Genomic DNA, 18,565 nt, shown 5'->3' on the forward strand with positions numbered 1-18,565 from the left:
TTAATCCTTAAGCATAAGTTCGTAGTTTCCGCCCATGACTTCATGGATCGGCGTGCCCGCCAATACAGCCTTCGCCATCAAGGCTTCGCGTGCCACGATCGATTCGGCAGTCTCGACCACCTTGGCGATGTTTGCCTGGCTGATGAAGATCACGGCGCTGCTATCGGCGATCACATAGTCGCCGGCTTCTACTACGGCCCCGAACACTTCAACCGGGACGTTCACACCTTTTTCGACTATACGACCACGAGCGGTGAGGGCGGTGAACTTATTCGTGAACACCGGCAGTCCCATCTCGCGGGATTCATCGATGTCGCGAACCGGACCATCGGCGATCACGCCAGCAATACCGCGAACCTTGGCGCCCAACGACAGGATGCCGCCCCACGAACCGGCTTCAATACCGGTACGTTGCTCGACAACGATCACATCGTCGGAGCCGCCGAGTTCGATCGCGGTGGTGCCCAGATGACGCGGTGGGCCCGGAGGCGGATCGCCAACAGCGAGTTTCATCGTGATAACCCGACCGGCGATGCGCTTCGTGCCGGAGGCTTGAGCGACGCCGCTCACGACGCCGGACAAGCCGAGTTTGTCGAGTGCGTCCGAGACAGCGCAGCAGTCCAACCGACGAAGGCGGTGGACATATTCGTCTTTGGTTGCCATATATTGATATTTCCTTATTCGGTCTGGGGCTTCCAGTACACAAAGCCCATCGCATTGCCAGTACCGGCTTCGCTGCGATAGCAGGGCACGTAATCGACCACCGTCATGTCGAAGCCAAGTTCATCCATCATGCCGGCGACGGGAATCCAGTTCTTGATTTCCGAGGTGCCCGCCTGGAAGATTTCCTCGCCCAACGCGAATACCGGGGTTAGATCGTGCTTCTTCATGGCGTCGAGTACCAGATTGTCAACGCGCTCGTCGATGACAAAGTGCGTCAGCCCCCCGGAAGCGATGACAGCCACGCGCGCGTCCGAATCCCACGATTCGATTGCGCGAGCGATCGAAGCACCGAATGCGTGGCAGCGTGCCACGGTCGGCTGATTCGGCGGATAGAACGTGTTGACGAAGACCGGGACGGTCGGAACGACCTGATCTTTCATCAATTGGCGAAAGACGAAACCGTATGCATGCGGCGTTTCCGTTTCCGACAGGCGGCTGAGCGCGGCCACATCGAAGTTGTCGGCAATCGCGCTCTTGATGATGTGCTTTGCGAGTTCGGGAACGCCTTCATGCGTGGCAGTTTCTGGCTTGTAACCCGGCATAGAATGACGCACGCCCGGAGGCATCTGCATCAATTTATCGTGGCTGATCATGTTGTTCACGATCCTAGGGCCGTGCATGACGCCAAACGCGGGGATGCAATCCGTCGTGAAGATTTCCATCTGATCGTTACCGACGATCACAACGACGTCAGGCTTCGCTTCTGCCAGCACCCGCGCCATTTCCTCGATCGCCGATCGGCACTGAGCATGCCGTTCCTTCCACTTCTCGGGCGTGACCTGTTCCGCGAGGTTTTCGCTACGCCGATATTCGACGAGCTCATCGAAGGCCCATTCCCGGCCTTCGAAGTCATGTTTGCTCAGTCGATCATCGGGGACGCGAGCGCCCCAGGTCTCAGGTGGCGTGATGAGCATGGGGCCATGCGACGTTCCCATTCCCAATACGATTTTTGCCATGATTTAGAGTCCTGTGGGCGCCGGGATCATTCGTAATCGGCGAGGTTGAGCTTGAAGAAGTCGCGAGCGTTGCCGAAGAAGATCGCGTCCTTCTCTGCCTGCGACAGCCAGTCGAAGCCTTCGATGTAGGGCTTGATGTCGTCGAACGTGCGGCCGGTGTCCGGATTGGTGGCAGAACCCACGCCCGGGCATTCCGCACCGAACATGCAGCGGTCAGCGCCAACCGTCTTGATCAGCAGACGCAGCGATTCTTCCGAGTAGAGCACAGTGTCGTAATACAGGTTACGCATGCCGTCGAGGAAGTCGCGGCCGGCACGCGAAGCGCCCGACTGGAAGCGACCGATCTGGTAGGGGATCGAACCGCCGCCGTGCGACACCATGATCTTCAGATTCGGGAAGTCCTTGAAGACGTTCGAATTGACGAGGTTAAACACCGCGATCGTTTCTTCGTTAATGAAGTGAACGGTGTACGGTGTACGTGCGGAATGCGAGCCAGTAGCGTGGATGTGCGCCGGTACCCCGAGTTCGCACAGCTTTTCGTATAACGGGTACCAGTAACGGTCACCCAGGCCCGGTGCTTCAGTGCCGCTGTTTTCGAACGGGTCCGGATTCAGCAGGACGCCCTTAAAGCCGAGTTCCTTGATGCAGCGTTCGAGTTCCGGCAGGACGACTTCGATCGGGTCGCCCGACACTTGCGGCAGGCCACCGATGCCAATGAAACGCTTCGGCAGCAACTTGACCGTGCGCGAGATGATGTTATTCGTTTCCTCCGTGAACCAGTGCACGAGTTTGCCCGGCTTCTGGTTGTGCATCATCTGAAACGGACGCGGCGACATCAGCTGGACGTTCGTGCCGACGCGGTCGAGCATGTCCAGGTGGCCAACCGGCGCCATTTCCTTCTTGTTGGCGTAGTGCAGGATTTCCTCGTCGGTCACCTCCGGCATCTTGCGACCGTGTTCGCCCCGATGCGACAGAATGTGTGCCTTGTATACCCATAATTCTGCGGGTGCGCTTACGTGGCCGTGGCAATCAATAATCACTTACTTGTCTCCTGGATTAACGTGAGATGGGGTACGCGCTATAGGCGCAGAGGTGTTTCTTATAGATCGAGGACGAGACGATCGCCCTTGCAGCCAGAACAGCAGATAATCATCGTCTTGTTCGAAGCCTTTTCGGGCTCTGACAGAATGGCGTCGCGGTGGTCCGGCTGTCCTTCCAGCACGCGGACTTCACATGCACCGCATACGCCTTCTTCGCACGAGTATGAAATCGGCACACCGGCTTCGCGCACGACGCTGAGGATCGTCTTACCTTGTGGGACTGTCAGCGTCTTGCCGCTCTTACACAGCTCAACGACGAAGTTGCCGTCGAGTGCCGCTTCGTGTTTGGCACTGAAGTACTCGACGTGGACTTGTTCCGGGGGCAACGTGTTGCAGGCCTTTTCGAATGCTTCCAGCATCGGGCCGGGGCCGCAGCAGTAGAAGTGGGCCGACGCCGGCTCCTGCTTCACGACGTCCGCGATATTGAGGAATGCGCCGACTTCGGCATCGACGTGAACGACCGAACCTTCGAACGTCTTTAATTCTTCGGCGTAGGCGACGTCAACCCGGTCTCGGCACGAATAATAGATACGCGGCGACTTTCCGATTTCCTTCAGGCGACGCGCCATACACAGAATAGGCGTGATCCCGATACCACCGGCAACCAGAACCGTGTGCTCAGCGTCTTCGTCGAGGGGGAAGTTGTTGCGCGGGGTTTCGACCTGCACGAGGTCGCCGACATGCATCGTTTCGTGGATGTAGCGGGAGCCACCGCGCGACTGCGGGTCGAGTTTGACGCCAATGACGTACGAACGCTGCGTCAGGCTATTGCTGGACTCGAGGAGGGAGTACTGACGCGTCAATCCATTCGGCAGGATCAGTGCGACGTGCGAACCCGCGTCGGCGGCCGGTAGACGCTCGCCTTCGGGGTCTTCAAATGTCAGAGCCAGCGTGTTGCGTGCCAAATATTGACTCGCTGTTAGGCGCAGAGTCATCACATCATTAACTTCAGTCATGTCACCTCCAAAATCGTAGAACGCACGGAACCCCGTAAATGGTGCGCAAGAATTACACATCACGCTTCCTCAGGTACCGGCTTGTTGCATCGCAATCACCAATCATCGAAAGTCTCTTTCAACCCGTTTGACGTGTAATTCTTTTTTGCATATTATTTGGGCTAGACAGAAAAAAGTCAAAGGCTCTTCAGAGCAAAACAGGCGACATCACACAGGGTATTCCCTTACGGAGGAGAAATGATCGCAGTTCTGACCACCAACGGTGGGACCGTTACGCACGGCGATGGCGCGGCAACGACGCTGCTGGTTGCTACGATTCGCGGCATGCTCGTGTTCGAGCGTGCAGACACGAGTGCCCCGTGGAAACTAACGCGCAAGACGCTGGAAGATCGCCACGTGAGCGCATTGCTCTATGTTCCGAATGCCGGCCTGCTGTTCGCGGGCGCACACGGCAAAGGCAGTCTCGTGGTCTCGAAGGATCTGGGCGTGACGTGGGAACCGGCCAGCAATGGCCTGCGTAGCACGCATATCTATACGATGGCGCAGCAGGAGCGCGACGGGAAGACCGTCCTGTTCCTGGGCACCGAGCCGTCCGCGCTCTATCGCAGCGACGATCTGGGTGCTTCGTGGGTCGAAATCCCCGAAATGATGACGGTGCCGGACCAGGACAAGTGGACGTTTCCGCCGCCCCCGCATATTGCACACGTCAAGAACATTTCGTTTCACCCGGCCGAACCGGAAACGCTCTATGTCTGTATTGAACAGGGCGCACTTCTCAAGACCACCGACGACGGCAATACGTGGACCGAACCGCGTTCGTACGAGTCGGAAAACGACAAGTTCTACCACGACAACCACCGCGTGGTAATTCGCCCGTCGAATCCGAAGCAGATGTTCATGTGCGGCGGCGAAGGCCTCCACTACAGCGCAGACGCTGGGGAAACCTGGGTTCATCTGATGACGCGTCAAGACCTTATCGGTTATCCCGACGCCATGTTCATCGACCCACGCAACGAGAACGTTCTGTATCTCGGTGGGCCGGGCAACGCACCGCGTGATTGGGGCGTCCGTAAGTCGGCGAACGCAACTGTTCTCAAGAGCACCGATGGTGGCGTTACCTGGGGACACATGCGCAATGGTTTGCCCGAGGAAGTGATCGGCAACATCGAGGGCATGGGTCTGCACCATTGGGATGACAAGATCATGCTCATCGCCGGTACCGCAACGGGCGAAATCTATGCGACGGAAAACGATGGCGAAAGCTGGTACCTCGTTTCCGACGATGTCCCGCCGATCTCGAAGGGCGGTCACTATCGCTGGTTCCTCGACGCCAAGGAGCGTATGAACGTCGAAGGTCGTTACGGTCGCAACGAACACTGACCGATTTGTAAACAGAACTATTCTGCGCGCCGGGCTCTGTTCCGCGGCAGCAAGTCCTACCAGGAGAATGTCTTGAGCCGTATTAACATCCGCGAGGAAGCCCTTGATATCGCCCGTAGTTTGCATGATGCGATTCGTTCGCGCGTCAAACAGACCGAAAGCGATCGCGTAGTGCCCAAAGAAACGATCGACGCACTCCGCAATTCGGGTCTCTTCAACATCATTACGCCGAAATCGTTTGGCGGTTCCGAATTGGGCTTTACGACGCTGGTCGAAGTTACGGCAGAAATCGCATCGGCCTGTGGCTCGACGGGTTGGGTGTTCGGCGTTTTGGCCGGTCATAGCTGGATGTTGAATCTGTTTCCGTTGCAAGCACAGCAAGACGTGCTTGGCGAAGGCCATGCACTGACGGCGACCGTGTTCCGCTTGGGCGGCACGATTACCGAAGTCGACGGCGGCTACAAACTCGTGAACGGCGACGGTCGCTTTTGCTCGGGTATCGACCACGTGCAATGGGTCATCATCGGAAACGCCGTGCAGCGTCCGGACGGCCCGCCTGAACCGCGCTTCTTCGTGATTCCGCGTTCGGATATCGAAATTGTCGATGATTGGCACACGGCTGGCCTGCGTGGCACCGGTAGCCGCACGATCAAGGTCGCGGAAGCGTTCATTCCGAAGCATCGTTCTGTGTCGGTCAAAGACATGATGACGGGCAACGTCGAAGGCGCTGACGCAATGCGTGCACCCATCTACCGGATGCCGTTCCAGAACGTAACGCCGTTCTCGCTCATCGGTGCACCGCTGGGCATCGCGCGCGCAGCACTCCGGTCGTTCGGCGAAGGTTTGGCGCCGCGTCTCCAGGCAATGCCGGCCGAACAGATGGCAGAACAGTCGGCGACGCTCGAGCGCCTGGCACATGCGACGGCGGACCTCGACGCGGCCTATGCATTGATTCTCGAAGACACGCGCCGCATCGATACGGCAGAAAGCGCGCAATCGCTGACGGCACTCGAATGGTCGCGTATTCCGCGCAATTGGGCGTATTCGGCCCAGACCGCGCGTCGCGCGGCCAACAGCGTGTTCGAAGCGGCTGGCGGCACCAGCATTTACAACGCATCGGAACTCCAACGTATTTGGCGCGACGTCAATTCGGCAGCGCAGCATTTCGCTTTCACGTGGGATTCGGCGCTGACTACCTTTGGTCGCCAGGCGCTCGGCCTCCCGCCTTCGTCGTTCGGTTTTGGTACCAAGAAATAAGGATAGCTATGAACGTGGATGACATTCATTCGATCGAAGATTACTCGCCGCAAACGCTGCGCGAACTGATCGGGCGCGTGGGGAAGTCTAGTACGTTCGAACACGTGATTTACCGCGAATCCGAACTCGATGAAGTCTGGCGGCTGCTCGATAGCGATATCCGGGCCGCTGAACGGAAGGGCTCGAACGCGCCGGAACTGGCGAACCTTGTTGCTCTGCGCAAACTGATTGTCGAAGCGCACGATTTCATTGGCAACGACAGCAACACCGTAGACGCGCGTGATCGACTGCTGAAGGCCGTCGAACTCGTTTAAGGCTAGTGGGGAGAGCAGGCATCCCACGCATATTCACAGATAAAGAAATTTAGGAGCAAAGCCCAATGCTTTCCCGCGAAGATAACGACGTACTGACCCAGGTTGGTAAAGGCACGCCGAACGGCGACATGATCCGTCAATTCTGGATTCCGGCGATGCTGGCGTCGGAAATCAGCGAGCCGGGCGGTAAGCCTGTGCGTTTGCGTCTGCTGGGCGAAGACCTCGTGGCATTCCGCGACAGCGATGGAAACGTCGGCCTGCTCGAAGAACAGTGCCCGCACCGTCGTGCGTCGCTCGCGCTGGGCGACAACTCGGAAGGCGGTCTGCGTTGCCTCTACCACGGCTGGAAGTTCGGTGTCGATGGCCAGTGCATGGACACGCCGACCGAACCCGAAGATTCGAAGCTGTGCTCGCGTATCAAGGCAGTGGCGTATCCGATTCGTGAAGTCGCTGGCGTGATCTGGACGTACATGGGCGACCCGGCGAAAGTCCCACAATTCCCGGACTTCGACTTTTTGTCGTACCCAGCGGAGAAAGTTGCCGCCTTCAAGGTTCTCGAAGACTGCAACTATGCTCAAGCTGTCGAAGGCACCATCGACTCCGCACACGCGGGCATCCTGCACCGCGAGCAACCGTGGGCAGCACCGGCCAAGTACGAACATGAACGCGATCTGCGTCCGAAGATCGAAGTCGAATACACCCTGTACGGCCTGCGCTACGCCGGCGTCCGCAACTTCCGTGAGGAAGGGAAGTTGCACGCCCGTGTCACGCAAGTGATCCTGCCGTTCTTCACACTGATCCCGCCCGATGGCTTCGGCGTCCGCAAAAACCGTCGCATGGCGAATGCATTCGTTCCGCGCGATGATCAATCGACGTGGCACATTCAGTGGTTCTTCGACGAAACGCAACCTGTCGATATCGAATATCGTATTCAGGAAGGCGGTCACTGGCTCGATGAAAACTTCCGCAAGGAACTGAACATCGACAACTGGTACAAGCAGGACCGTGAAGCGATGAAGACGTCGTCGATGTCGGGCATCAAGGGCATCCTGACGCAGGACCACGCAGTCAGCGAAACGCAGGGACGCATCCTTGATCGCACGAAGGAACACCTTGGCACGTCGGACGTCGCGGTCGTTGCATGGCGCCGTCAGATGATCCGTTCGGCTCGTACTTACGCAGAAAGCGGCGAACTGCCGAGCGTGCTGAGAAACACAATTCCGTGGAATCAGATTCACGCTTCGACGGTGATCTTCCCGAACGACCGTACGTGGAAGGAAGAAGTGCCCCTCAATCCGGACGTCGCGCTGAAGGCCTGAGGTTGAGATGATCGTTGATAGTCACGCGCACGTTTCGCCTCATTGGTATGAGCCTGTCGAGACGTTGATCGACCAAATGACTGAGTATGGCGTTGATATGGCCATTCTCACTCAGATGATCGGACAGACGGATAACCGATACCAGCAGGACTGCGTCAAGCGATATCCGGGCCGTCTGTCGAGCGTGGCTTGGGTTGATGTCGACGCCCCGGACGTTGCAATGACAATCGAAAACCTGGCGCGCGAAGGCGTGTCCGGTATTCGGCTTCGCCCGTCATCGTGCCTTCCGGGCGGTCGTCTTCCGGAAGCGTGGCGTGCAGTTCAGGCAACTGGACTGCCCGTCAGTTGTGTGGGATCGGCGGAAGCATTCAACGCGCCGGCATTTATCGAGCTGGTCGCGAAGTTGGCAGGGACGACTGTCGTCCTCGAACACCTGGGCGGCACCAGCACGCCTGTCACGACGGATGAGCAGTTCGCAATTCGTCGCCAGGTGTTCAAACTCGCGGCCTACCCGAATGTCATGTTGAAGGTCCCGGGGCTCGGCGAATTGATGCCTCGCGACCCGAAAACATACCATTTGGGCCGTCCCTTCGGGGACGCGACTTCACCGCTTGTCCACGAGGCGGTAACTGCATTCGGCACGAATCGCCTGATGTGGGGTTCCGATTTCCCCGTCGTGAGTTCTCGCGAAGGTTATGGCAATGCATTGAAACTCACCCGTATTGCACTCAACGGATTACCTGATGAGGATCTCAACGCGATCTTTGGCGCTAACGCACGTCGCATATTTTCGAAACTTTGAGATCGAAAACGAGCAGGAGACAAACACATGACGAAAAAGGTACTGGCCGCAGTCAAAACCGATGTCGAAACCACGGAAATCCGTGAGTTCGAATATCCGACTGTTAAGCCTGAAACCGGAATTCTGCGCATCGAAGCCAGCGGCGTCGGCGGCAGCGATCCCGAGCTGTACCGTAAGGCTGGTCACGTTCCGGTCATCATGGGCCACGAAAACGTCGGAACCATCGAAGAAGTCGGTGAGGTCGCGGCGAAGCGTTGGGGCGTCAAGTCCGGCGACCGGGTTGCTCTTCACGAATATCTTCCGTGCTGGAACTGCGAATGGTGCATGAAGGGCGATTTCCGTCTATGTATGGAAGTCGATTTCTTCAACGTTAAAGACCGACTGAATACCGATCGTTTTGGTATGTCCACCGCCAACAAGGCACCGCACCTATGGGGTGGCTATGCGCAGTATATGCATCTGCCGCTTAACACGGTGATGCACAAGATTCCGCAAGACATGCCAGCCACGCACGCAACGCTGGCGGTGCCGTTCGGTAACGGCGTGCAGTGGGCATGTCTCGACGGCGGCGCAGGTCCCGGTAAGGTCGTACTCGTGTGGGGACCGGGCCAGCAGGGCTTGGGCTGCGTACTGGCGGCAAAGGCCGCAGGCTCATATACGGTGATTTCGGCGGGCATGACTCGCGATCAAAGCCGTCTCGATCTGTCGCTGCGCCTGGGCGCCGACTACGCAATCAACGTCGAAACGCAAGACCTCGAAGCCGAAGTGATGCGTATCACCAAGGGGCGGGGCCTGGACGTCGTGGTTGATACGACCGGCGACCCCAAGGGCGAGATCGTCAAGCAGTCGATCGCACTGGCGGCAAAGGGCGCCTATTTGAGCCTGAACGGCCTGGAGCAGCACGTACCCATCGGCGAGATCAAGAAGCGCTATCTGACGGTTCGTGCACCGCGGGGCCGTAGCTACGCAGCTGTCGAACTGGCACTGCGCTATGTAGGCTCGGGCCGCTATCCGATCGACGAAGTGTGCTCGCACACATTCGGCCTGTCGCAGGTCCACGACGCGATTTTGGCTACCGCAGGCCGGGGGATTCAAGGTGCGATCCACGTGTGCGTGGACCCTTGGAAATAACGCCGCATATCGCTGGCTAAACTGAATTCTATAAAGGTAACCTCATGATCGACAGCCACGCACACCTGATTTCGACCGACCGCGAGAAGTATCCTCCGTCGCCGCTGAGCGGTGTTCTCGAAGAAAACGCGTTCGACAACCCCGTGACCGCCGAGCGCTTGATCGACCTGCTCGACGCATTGGGTATCGATAAGGCGCTTGCAGTGCAACGTGCGCACCTGTACGGCTTCCATAACGACTACGTGGTGGATTCGGCGCAGAAATACCCGAATCGTCTGCGTTCGCTGTGCATGCTCGACGCATTGGCGCCGAACGTCGAGGAAACGGTGAAATACTGGGTCGGCGAGCGCGGGTCGGTCGGCATTCGTCTGACGGAGCCGAAGAAAGGTGCAGACAGCAGCTGGTTCGCGTCAACGGAAGCGCGTCGTGCCTGGACTGCAGTGACGGATCTCGGCGGCTCGGTGCGCTTGCACTTTTATCGCTGGAATCGTCTGGTTGCACTCGAAGCACTCCAGGACGTCGTGAAGGAGTTCCCGAATACGCCGGTCATTCTCGATCACTTCTCGAATATCGTCGTCGAAGGGCCGGAGCCCGACTACGGTGTGGACGAAGCACTGCTCAAGTTCGTGGACAGCCCGAACGTCTTCCTGCTGTACTCCATGATCAACCTCGGCAAGTTGAAGGCGCTCGACCTGCCGTCCGCGCCGGTAGTTGAGCGGGTGGTGCGTTCGTTCGGTGCCGATCGTGTGATGTGGGGTTCAGACATCGCTCAGTCGAAGGGCGAGTACAAGGACATGATTCAGATGGCCAAGGACTCAGTGGCCACGCTGTCGGCTGAAGATCAGCAGAAGGTCCTGCATACGACGGCTGAACGAATCTACTTTAGCTAATGAAGTTGTAAGCACGCACGGCGTTCCAGCAGTTAAACGCCGTTTTTTTGCATTTCAGGGTTATCCCGGTTCATGTCGCGGGGAGCAACGGGATATGATGTAAAGAATACGCAATTGAATACTATATAGGATGCTGATCCGGTTAAGTCTAGTAGGTCAGATGCGCAAACTGGTGATCGATTGTGCCGCGCCTTGTTCTCGATTTATCCGTTCTCAATTCCTTTCTCAGGAGACTGAAAAATGAAATTCCTCCGGAATTGCTGGTATATGGTTGGATGGTCGAGCGAATTCTCGGCTACTGATATTGTCCCGTTCACGGTGATGAACGAGACACTGGCGCTCTATCGCAAGGAAGACGGCACGCTGGTAGCACTCGAAGATCTGTGCCCGCACCGCCTGGTTCCGCTGTCGGTCGGCCGTAAGGAAGGTGACGAACTGCGGTGCATGTACCACGGCCTGAAATTCGCCGCGGATGGACGCTGCACGGAAATCCCGGGCACCGATCGCATCTCGTCGAAGGTCTGCGTTCGTAGCTACCCGATCGAAGAAAAGCATGGTGCCGCATGGGTGTGGATGGGTGACGCTGCAAAGGCCGATCCCGCACTGATTCCACCGATCGAAGGTCCGGACAGCGCTACCTTCGCGATGAAATGCTCGAAGAAGGTATGGAAGGGCAATGCGGAAATTGTCGCTGATAACTTGCTCGACCTTTCGCACGCACCTTATGTTCACGAAGCGACGTTCGGCGCCAACAACAAGGTGTCGCTCAAGATTCAGAAGGATGGCGAAGCGAAACGCGGTATCGATACGATCGAGCGTGGCGTCATTGCTGACCGCTGGCACTTGGGCCGCCAATCGAATCCTTACTTCGGTGAAGTTCCCTCCGACGACAACGTGGTCAGCACGTTCCTGGTACCGGGGGTCTTCATCCTCAAGATCCATTCCTATGCACCGGGCGTTCAAGATCGTCTCGTCGATGGCAAGCCCGCGGAAGAGCCGATCTTCCGCCGTTGCACGTGCCAGATGATCACGCCGATCAACGATACGGAATCGATGTTCTTCTACAACTTCGGTCCGGATCACGACCATGCCGATTTGGCGGATCACGCTTTCGCGATCGCCGAAGCAGCATTCGCTGAAGACAAGGCAATCATCGAGACGCAGCAGGCAACGATCTCGAAAGTGCCGGATCGCAGGATGATCATGTTGGTGATGGATCAGCCGGTGCTGCGTTACAACGAAATCTACAACGGTCTTCGCTCGGCGGAGGCGGCCGAACGAGCCGCTGCGTCCGCAGCCTAGGTACATCGCACGGCGCTGGTATGTTTTCTCAGACACACGGAATGACGAAAATGGAATTGAACTGGACCGAGCCCCAATGGGATGGGCAAGCCGATATGGTTGTTGTCGGCTACGGCGGCGCAGGCGCGGTGTTTGCATTCGAAGCCGCTGAACAAGGCGCCGACGTGCTCATTCTCGAAAAGGGTGTGCAGGGTGGCGGCAACTCGGTCTGTGTCGCGGGCGGTCTGATCATGACCTCTGTGGATGAACAAGAGTCGTTCAAATATCTGAATTGGCTGTGTGGAGGCCAAACAGATGAAAGCATTCTTCGCCATTTCGTTTCGAGTCTCAAGAACATACCGGCGTGGCAGCACAAACTCGAATTGCCGCTCAAGGACAACCCGCAGCCATTCTCGGCACCCGGATTTTTTCCCGAATTCCCGGGCGCTCCGGGCGGGGAAAGCATCAAGGGTATGAGCGTCGTGGCCGCACCGGGCGGTGCAGGCCTCTGGAATGCGATCTCCGCACAAGCGGAGAAGGCGGGTGCGCGCGTCCAGTGCAATACACGCGTCACCAGGTTGGTTCAGCAGCCGGTGACGAAACGGATTCTCGGCGTTGAAGCCGAACATGGTGGCAAGACGATTGCGGTTCGCGCTCGCAAGGCAGTAGTGTTGGCCAGCGGCGGCTTCGAGGCCAACGATGCCATGTGCAAACAGTTCCTGACTGCTTGCCCGATCTACTTCCTTGGTAGCCCGAATCTGACCGGCGACGGCATTCGCATGGCGCAGGAAGTTGGTGCGCAACTCTGGCACATGAACGCCGTAGCGGGCCCGCTAAACATGGGCATCAAGACGAACGAAGGCTACGTCTACGTGACGTACGATCTGAACAAGATCGCGGGCTTCGGCTACAAAAGCGGTGCCTTCAAGGACGGCGGCAGTCTGTTGTGGGTAAACCGACAGGCGAAGCGCTTCCATAACGAAACGGTGGATACGTCGGTTGTTCAACACGGATTGGCAAACCGCGATACATGGTTGGCAACGACGCCGGGCACCCCGGAATTCACGAACGTGCCGGCATTCCACATCTTCGATGAGAAGGTCCGTGCCGGTGGTGCGGCAATGACGACGCTGAATTCGCGTGTGCCGCCGTGGTCGCAAGACAACCTCAAGGAACTCGAAGAAGGCCTGATCGTCAAGGCCGATACGCTCGAAGAACTGGCGTTGAAGTGCCAGTGGCCGGAAATCCAGGGCGTGTGCAAGGCCGGCCACCTCGATCCGGCCGCACTTCGCGAGACGGTCGAGCGTTACAACGATCAGTGCCGCAACAACCTCGATCAAGATTGCGGTCGCGAAACGTTCCTCGTGCCGCTCAACGACGAAGGCCCGTACTACGCGATCGGGCCGATGCTGCCGACCTACTTGAACACGCATGGAGGTCCGAAGCACGACGCAGGTCAGCGTGTTCTCGATCACCAGGACAAGCCGATTGACGGTCTTTATGCAATCGGGGAGTGCGGGTCGCTATGGGGTCCGTATTACAACTCGATGGGTGACATCGCCGAATTCATCGTATCCGGCGTGACTGCGGCAAAGACCGCGCTCGCCGACAGTGAGGTGCGGGAAAGTCGCTAAACAGTTATACGGATAATTTCAAGGAGACACGGTCGTGAGCGAGACCGCAGAATTGCAATTGAAGTCGGCACCCGTCGACAACGTGGAAAACATAAAAACGTCCAAAGGTGCATGGTGGATGCTTCTCGTTTTGACGGCCACGTACGTCATCTCGTTTATCGATCGCGGCGCGCTGGCTCTCGTCGTCGGGCCGATCAAGGAAGACCTCGGAATTTCGGATCTTCAGGTCAGTTTGTTGCTTGGCCTTTCTTTCATGCTGCTGTATAGCGTGCTCAGTATTCCGATGGGCATACTGGTCGACAAGTACCAGCGTAAGACGCTTCTCGGCGCCGCGATCATGGCATGGTCGGTCGTTCAGATGGCGTGTGGTCTGAGCACGACCTATCTCCAGTTGTTCTCGATGCGTGTTGGTCTAGGTGTCGGTGAATCGGCGTTGGCTCCCGGATCGCAGTCGATGATTCGTGACGCATTTCCGCCGCATCGTCGCAGTATTGCTTTCGGTATCTACAATATCGGCCCGATGTTGGGTACGGGTTTGTCCTTGGCTCTCGGTGCCGTCCTATTGAAAGCAGCATCGGCAGGCGCATTCGATAACCTGCCCTTCGTCGGTGGCATGAAGCCGTGGCACTTTGTGCTGCTGGTTCCGGGCATCATTGGGATTCCGTTCGCGATACTGCTTTGGCTGCTGCGTGAGCCGGTGCGTCGCTTCCAGACCGATACTTCCGAGGTCACGTACAAGCAGACCATGTGCTTCGTATGGAAGAATCGTGGCGTGTACCTTCAACTCTGGACTGCGATTTGTCTATACGGTATTGCCATTGGTTCGCAGATGGCATGGCTTCCGGAAATCATCGCTCGCACGCTACATGTTGCGCGTCCGGAAATCGGTAAGGCGATCGGCGGCGTTGCACTGCTCGCTTCCCCACTCGGTCTGTTGATCTGCGGAAGTATCGCAGACTGGCTGCGCAAGCGCGGTATGGTCGATGCGCCTGTTCGGGTGGCGGCGGTCACAACGACAATCGCGGCAGTCGCTACGGCATGCTTCCCGCTTGTCCATACGATGAGCGCGGGCATGATCCTTTACTTCATCCAAATGTTCATGTTTGCGATGTTCGCGGTGGCAGGCGGTGCAACGAATGCCAACTTCACGCCGGGTAACATGATGGGCAAGATCACCGCCCTCTATTACCTGATCACGAATCTCGTCGGTTTGGCACTCGGCCCTACCGTGGTGGCGCTCGTCGCTAAATTCTTCGACGGTCCGAATGCACTTGGCGCCTCGTTCGTCATCTGCTACGTGGTCTCCGTCGCATTGGCAGTGATTCTGCTGATCCGCGTCTGCAGTGCATTGCGCCGTCCGGTTGCGCGATAACTGGTAGTTGTCGCGGCGCGTCATTTTTGACGTTCCTTTCTATGAATTCTTAAGAGGCTCAAATCAAGTGAAGATTACCCGCGTTGAGTGTATTCCGATTTCGATGCCACTGAAGAAGCCGATTAAGCTTCCCAACGTCACAATCACTCGCCTGAATACGCTTCTCCTGGCTATTACTGCTGACAACGGTCTCGTCGGCTATGCGGAATCGGGCGATACATCATCGTGGTATCGCGGTGAAAGTCAGGCATCCATGACGGCAATGATTTCCGATGTTTTCGCGCCGCGAATCCTGCTTGGCGAAGATCCGAGCAATATCGAGAAAATCGTCGGCATGATGGATCAACTCGCCCGCGACAACAATCAGGCGAAGGCGTTGGTCGACTGTGCGCTGCATGAGCTGAAGGGCAAATCCTTGGGCGTGCCAGTCTACAGCCTGTTGGGTGGCCGCACTCGCGAGAAGATTCCGCTCGGTTGGGTCTTGTCGGCGGGTGAGCCGGAAAAGGTCGCCGAGCTGGCGATTCAAGTTCGCGATAATGGCTTCTCGGCGTTCAAGCTCAAAGTCGGCCGTCATACATTCGACAACGACGTGGCTACGGTCCGCGAGGTGCGAGCGGCGCTCGGGCCGGATGCCAAGATCACCTTGGACGCAAATGGCTCATGGAACTACGAGCAGGCGTTGACGACGATGAAACGCCTCGATCAATACAACCTCTCGTTCATGGAACAGCCACTGGCGCATCAATACCGCGACAGCCTGGCCAAACTGCGTGAGCGTATTAACACGCCGATATACGCAGACGAGGGGGCGCAAGAGTTGGGCGATCTGCGTGAAATCGCAGAGCGTCGTTCGGCCGATGGTGTCGTTCTCAAGATTCAGAAGGTAGGCGGGCTGGTCAAGGCACAGCGATTCCTGGCCGCATGTCGCATGTACGACATTCCCGTGTTTTGCAGCACTCTGATCGGATCGGGCGTCGAATCCGGGCCGAGCACGCATCTCATGGTCGCAAACGACTGGGCATGCCAGTTCATGAGCGAAAGTATGGGTCCGCTCGCGATTCACGCGGCTTGGAACAGTGACGATATCCCGGTCGATCAAGACTTGGCGATCGGTGGCCAGCGCTTTAGTGGCGGCTTTGCCTATCCGAGTGAAGGCGCCGGATTCGGATTCGAATTGAATCGGGAGTTACTGGCCAGGATTCATACGCCGGGACAACAGCATCGGGTTGTCGAGGCGTAATTGCTGGGCAAAAGGCGGCGGACTAGATTTCGCCGCGTTGCACAATCACAAAATGACAGAGGAGATATTCGATGCAGGGGCTTAATTCGCCACCGTGGAAATACGCGGTACTCTGGCTCCGGGTCTATTTCGGTGCCGATCTTTTGTGGTCTGGTTTTCGCTATATCTCCACAGGCTGGGTTCCGTTTATTCCCGGCCTCGCAGGTCAATACGTACAGGCACTCGATGCCATTCACATGTTCTATGCCGTGAAGGCGATGGAAATGCTGGCTGGTATCCTGCTGCTGACGAACCGATACGTGTTGCTCGGTGCGATTCTCGAGTTCCCGACATCGATCTCGATCTTCTGGATCAATACTTTCATCGTGGGAACTCCGCGTCAATTGTTCTCTGGCCCGAATCAGCTGCTGATGAATGGCCTCATTCTGCTGGCGTATGGCGGATACATGGCGAGTGTGTTTAAGCCCAACAAACCCCTCGCGCTATGGGAAGGCTTCAAGGTCGATGTCTGGAAAGAGCACCTGAGGTTGAGTAAAGCTGCTAAATCGGCATCGACAGTTGAAGTATCGGGCGACGTCGCGTAAGGAGAGCGTACATGAAAAGCAATCGGAATATTTATATCGGCCTTGCCTGCTGCGTGATCATGACGTGCTGGGTATTTTTCGGTTCCACAGGACTGGGCTATACCGAATATCGGGCATTGCGTGCACGCGATATGTTCGGTTTGGCCATTCCATGGATCTGCGTCATCATTGTTCTGATTCGCGATCGTCGCAAAGGCATCATCTAGCGGGATCTCAAGCGGTGGTCTAGACCACCGCCTTTGTGATATACCTGCCTCAGGCATATTTTGTCGTAGTGTTGCATTAAATTCTCGGAAATATCCCTATGCAAAGCGCTAACTCTTCCCCCTGGAAGTACGTCATTACGTGGCTTCGCCTTTACTTTGGCGCACACCTTTTCTTCTCCGGCATTCGATTCGTGATCGACGGTTATGTACCGATGGTTCCGGGTCTCGCTGGTGAATATCTGGCCGGTGCCGACGCAATCGGTATGTATCACTGGATCAAATATATGGAAGCGATCTATGGTTTCCTGCTTCTGACGAACCGTTTTGTCTTGCTGACGCTGATTCTCGAGATGCCGACCACCGTCACGATTTTTTGGCTGAACACGTTCATTTCGGCAACGCCGCGTCAATTGTTTTCAGGCCCGCAGGAACTACTAATGAACGGTTTGCTGCTGCTCGCGTATAGCGGCTACATGGCGGCATGCTTCCGTCCGAGCCTGAATCCGATGTGGCTGTGGGAGGGTTGGAAGGGTTTCAGCCTGAAGGGTAAAGGTGGTCTGATGAACACCAAGCCGAGCCTGGTCGGCGTGTCCGTCGAAGAAAAAGAATCAGCTTAAGGAGCCTTCGCATGAAAAAGAATACGTGGATCGCAATTGCCATCTGTATCGCTCTGACGCTGCTGGCCATCGACGGCTCGACGGGTTGGGGTTGGGCGGACTACCGTCCGCTGCGCAACTTCGACTACTTCGGTCTCGGCATTTCTTGGCTGCTTTTTATCTTCGTGCTCATCCGCGACAAGATCAGAGGCGAAGCCTAGGCCACTATCTGGCTGAAATAAAAAGCCCGGAGACAAACACTCCGGGCTTCTTTTATTTCGTCGAGCCTGAACAATCCGGTACGCCTTATATGACGTGACTTTGGGGCCGAAATGGTGTGGTTGGAATTGCAGAGGCCTGGCATATTGATGCGTGAATCCTGCAAAACATGACGAGGTGCAGATGGGTCCGAAGACGCCTGTGACGGAACAAGATTCTTCCGGCAAACGCTGCGAGAACAGATCAACCTGAAGCATCCACTGGTGCGCCGGACTGATCTGCTCAACTGGGAGCGGCTGGACGCATCGATGAGCGAGAGCCTCGTCTCGCACGAGGGACGACCGGCAACGTCGCCGCGCCTGATTGCCGGGCTGCTGTATCTGCAGCACGCGTTCGACCTGTCCGACGAAGAGGGGGTCTGGCAATAGGTGGAGAACCCGTATTGGCAGGTGTTCACGGGGCGAAACCCATTTGCAAACCGAATCGCCGATCAAGCCGTCGAGCCTGACGCGCTTGAGGAAGCGCCTGAGCGAAGCCGGCGTTGAAGAGTTGCTGGCTGAGACGGTCGAAGTGGCAAAGCGTGCCGGCGTGATCGGCTGTTTATT

19 protein-coding genes and 1 pseudogene are annotated in these 18,565 nt (G+C 57.1%); 16 read left to right on the plus strand and 4 right to left on the minus strand.

The window, feature by feature from the left end; translation table 11 throughout:
• The 4 genes from OKW45_RS04050 to OKW45_RS04065 are packed head-to-tail and all read right to left on the minus strand — an operon-like array spanning position 1 to position 3,735.
• Complete coding sequence (locus OKW45_RS04050) at positions 1-663, minus strand: RraA family protein (RefSeq protein ID WP_429466116.1); 663 nt, start codon at positions 661-663, stop codon at positions 1-3.
• A gap of 14 nt (positions 664-677) precedes the next feature.
• Positions 678-1,679, minus strand: a complete 1,002-nt coding sequence (locus OKW45_RS04055) for a DODA-type extradiol aromatic ring-opening family dioxygenase (protein WP_429466118.1) — start codon at positions 1,677-1,679, stop codon at positions 678-680.
• A gap of 26 nt (positions 1,680-1,705) precedes the next feature.
• Complete coding sequence (locus OKW45_RS04060) at positions 1,706-2,719, minus strand: amidohydrolase family protein (RefSeq protein ID WP_026226604.1); 1,014 nt, start codon at positions 2,717-2,719, stop codon at positions 1,706-1,708.
• A 59-nt stretch (positions 2,720-2,778) separates the two neighbouring features.
• Positions 2,779-3,735 (minus strand): PDR/VanB family oxidoreductase, encoded by a 957-nt coding sequence (locus tag OKW45_RS04065; RefSeq protein ID WP_429466120.1) that lies wholly within the window; start codon positions 3,733-3,735, stop codon positions 2,779-2,781.
• Between the two features lie 237 nt (positions 3,736-3,972).
• On the opposite strand from OKW45_RS04065, the gene OKW45_RS04070 reads away from it, so the two are divergent.
• From OKW45_RS04070 to OKW45_RS04145, 16 genes and pseudogenes are all read left to right on the plus strand, one after another.
• Complete coding sequence (locus OKW45_RS04070; RefSeq protein WP_429466122.1) at positions 3,973-5,115, plus strand: WD40/YVTN/BNR-like repeat-containing protein; 1,143 nt, start codon at positions 3,973-3,975, stop codon at positions 5,113-5,115.
• 72 nt (positions 5,116-5,187) lie between these two features.
• A complete protein-coding gene (locus tag OKW45_RS04075; protein WP_429466124.1) occupies positions 5,188-6,372 on the plus strand; it encodes an acyl-CoA dehydrogenase family protein in 1,185 nt (394 codons plus the stop codon).
• 8 nt (positions 6,373-6,380) lie between these two features.
• Positions 6,381-6,686 (plus strand): hypothetical protein, encoded by a 306-nt coding sequence (locus OKW45_RS04080; RefSeq protein ID WP_429466126.1) that lies wholly within the window; start codon positions 6,381-6,383, stop codon positions 6,684-6,686.
• 65 nt (positions 6,687-6,751) lie between these two features.
• Entirely contained in the window at positions 6,752-8,005 is a 1,254-nt protein-coding gene (locus tag OKW45_RS04085) for a Rieske 2Fe-2S domain-containing protein (protein ID WP_429466128.1), read from the plus strand.
• A gap of 7 nt (positions 8,006-8,012) precedes the next feature.
• Positions 8,013-8,807, plus strand: coding sequence for an amidohydrolase family protein (locus OKW45_RS04090; RefSeq protein ID WP_429466130.1), 795 nt, complete (start codon positions 8,013-8,015; stop codon positions 8,805-8,807).
• Between the two features lie 27 nt (positions 8,808-8,834).
• Positions 8,835-9,938 carry a zinc-dependent alcohol dehydrogenase gene (locus tag OKW45_RS04095; RefSeq protein WP_429466132.1) on the plus strand — a complete coding sequence of 368 codons (1,104 nt, stop codon included), beginning with the start codon at positions 8,835-8,837 and terminating at the stop codon, positions 9,936-9,938.
• A 44-nt stretch (positions 9,939-9,982) separates the two neighbouring features.
• Positions 9,983-10,828: an amidohydrolase family protein gene (locus tag OKW45_RS04100; RefSeq protein WP_429466134.1), complete on the plus strand. Its 846-nt coding sequence runs from the start codon at positions 9,983-9,985 to the stop codon at positions 10,826-10,828.
• Between the two features lie 240 nt (positions 10,829-11,068).
• Entirely contained in the window at positions 11,069-12,130 is a 1,062-nt protein-coding gene (locus OKW45_RS04105; RefSeq protein WP_026226606.1) for a Rieske 2Fe-2S domain-containing protein, read from the plus strand.
• Positions 12,131-12,180: 50 nt separating this feature from the next.
• Positions 12,181-13,743 carry an FAD-dependent oxidoreductase gene (locus tag OKW45_RS04110; protein WP_018424905.1) on the plus strand — a complete coding sequence of 521 codons (1,563 nt, stop codon included), beginning with the start codon at positions 12,181-12,183 and terminating at the stop codon, positions 13,741-13,743.
• A gap of 34 nt (positions 13,744-13,777) precedes the next feature.
• Complete coding sequence (locus OKW45_RS04115; protein ID WP_429466136.1) at positions 13,778-15,115, plus strand: MFS transporter; 1,338 nt, start codon at positions 13,778-13,780, stop codon at positions 15,113-15,115.
• Between the two features lie 67 nt (positions 15,116-15,182).
• Positions 15,183-16,355: a mandelate racemase/muconate lactonizing enzyme family protein gene (locus OKW45_RS04120; RefSeq protein ID WP_429466138.1), complete on the plus strand. Its 1,173-nt coding sequence runs from the start codon at positions 15,183-15,185 to the stop codon at positions 16,353-16,355.
• Between the two features lie 71 nt (positions 16,356-16,426).
• Positions 16,427-16,939, plus strand: coding sequence for a hypothetical protein (locus OKW45_RS04125; protein WP_429466140.1), 513 nt, complete (start codon positions 16,427-16,429; stop codon positions 16,937-16,939).
• 11 nt (positions 16,940-16,950) lie between these two features.
• Positions 16,951-17,145, plus strand: a complete 195-nt coding sequence (locus OKW45_RS04130) for a hypothetical protein (protein ID WP_018424909.1) — start codon at positions 16,951-16,953, stop codon at positions 17,143-17,145.
• Between the two features lie 98 nt (positions 17,146-17,243).
• Entirely contained in the window at positions 17,244-17,762 is a 519-nt protein-coding gene (locus OKW45_RS04135; protein WP_035471860.1) for a hypothetical protein, read from the plus strand.
• 11 nt (positions 17,763-17,773) lie between these two features.
• Positions 17,774-17,962 (plus strand): hypothetical protein, encoded by a 189-nt coding sequence (locus OKW45_RS04140; RefSeq protein ID WP_018424911.1) that lies wholly within the window; start codon positions 17,774-17,776, stop codon positions 17,960-17,962.
• A gap of 181 nt (positions 17,963-18,143) precedes the next feature.
• Positions 18,144-18,554, plus strand: a pseudogene (locus OKW45_RS04145) (transposase); the annotation flags it as partial.
• Between the last annotated feature and the right edge of the window lie 11 nt (positions 18,555-18,565).

The organism is Paraburkholderia lebeckiae (assembly GCF_050436225.1).
Taxonomy (GTDB): domain Bacteria; phylum Pseudomonadota; class Gammaproteobacteria; order Burkholderiales; family Burkholderiaceae; genus Paraburkholderia; species Paraburkholderia tuberum.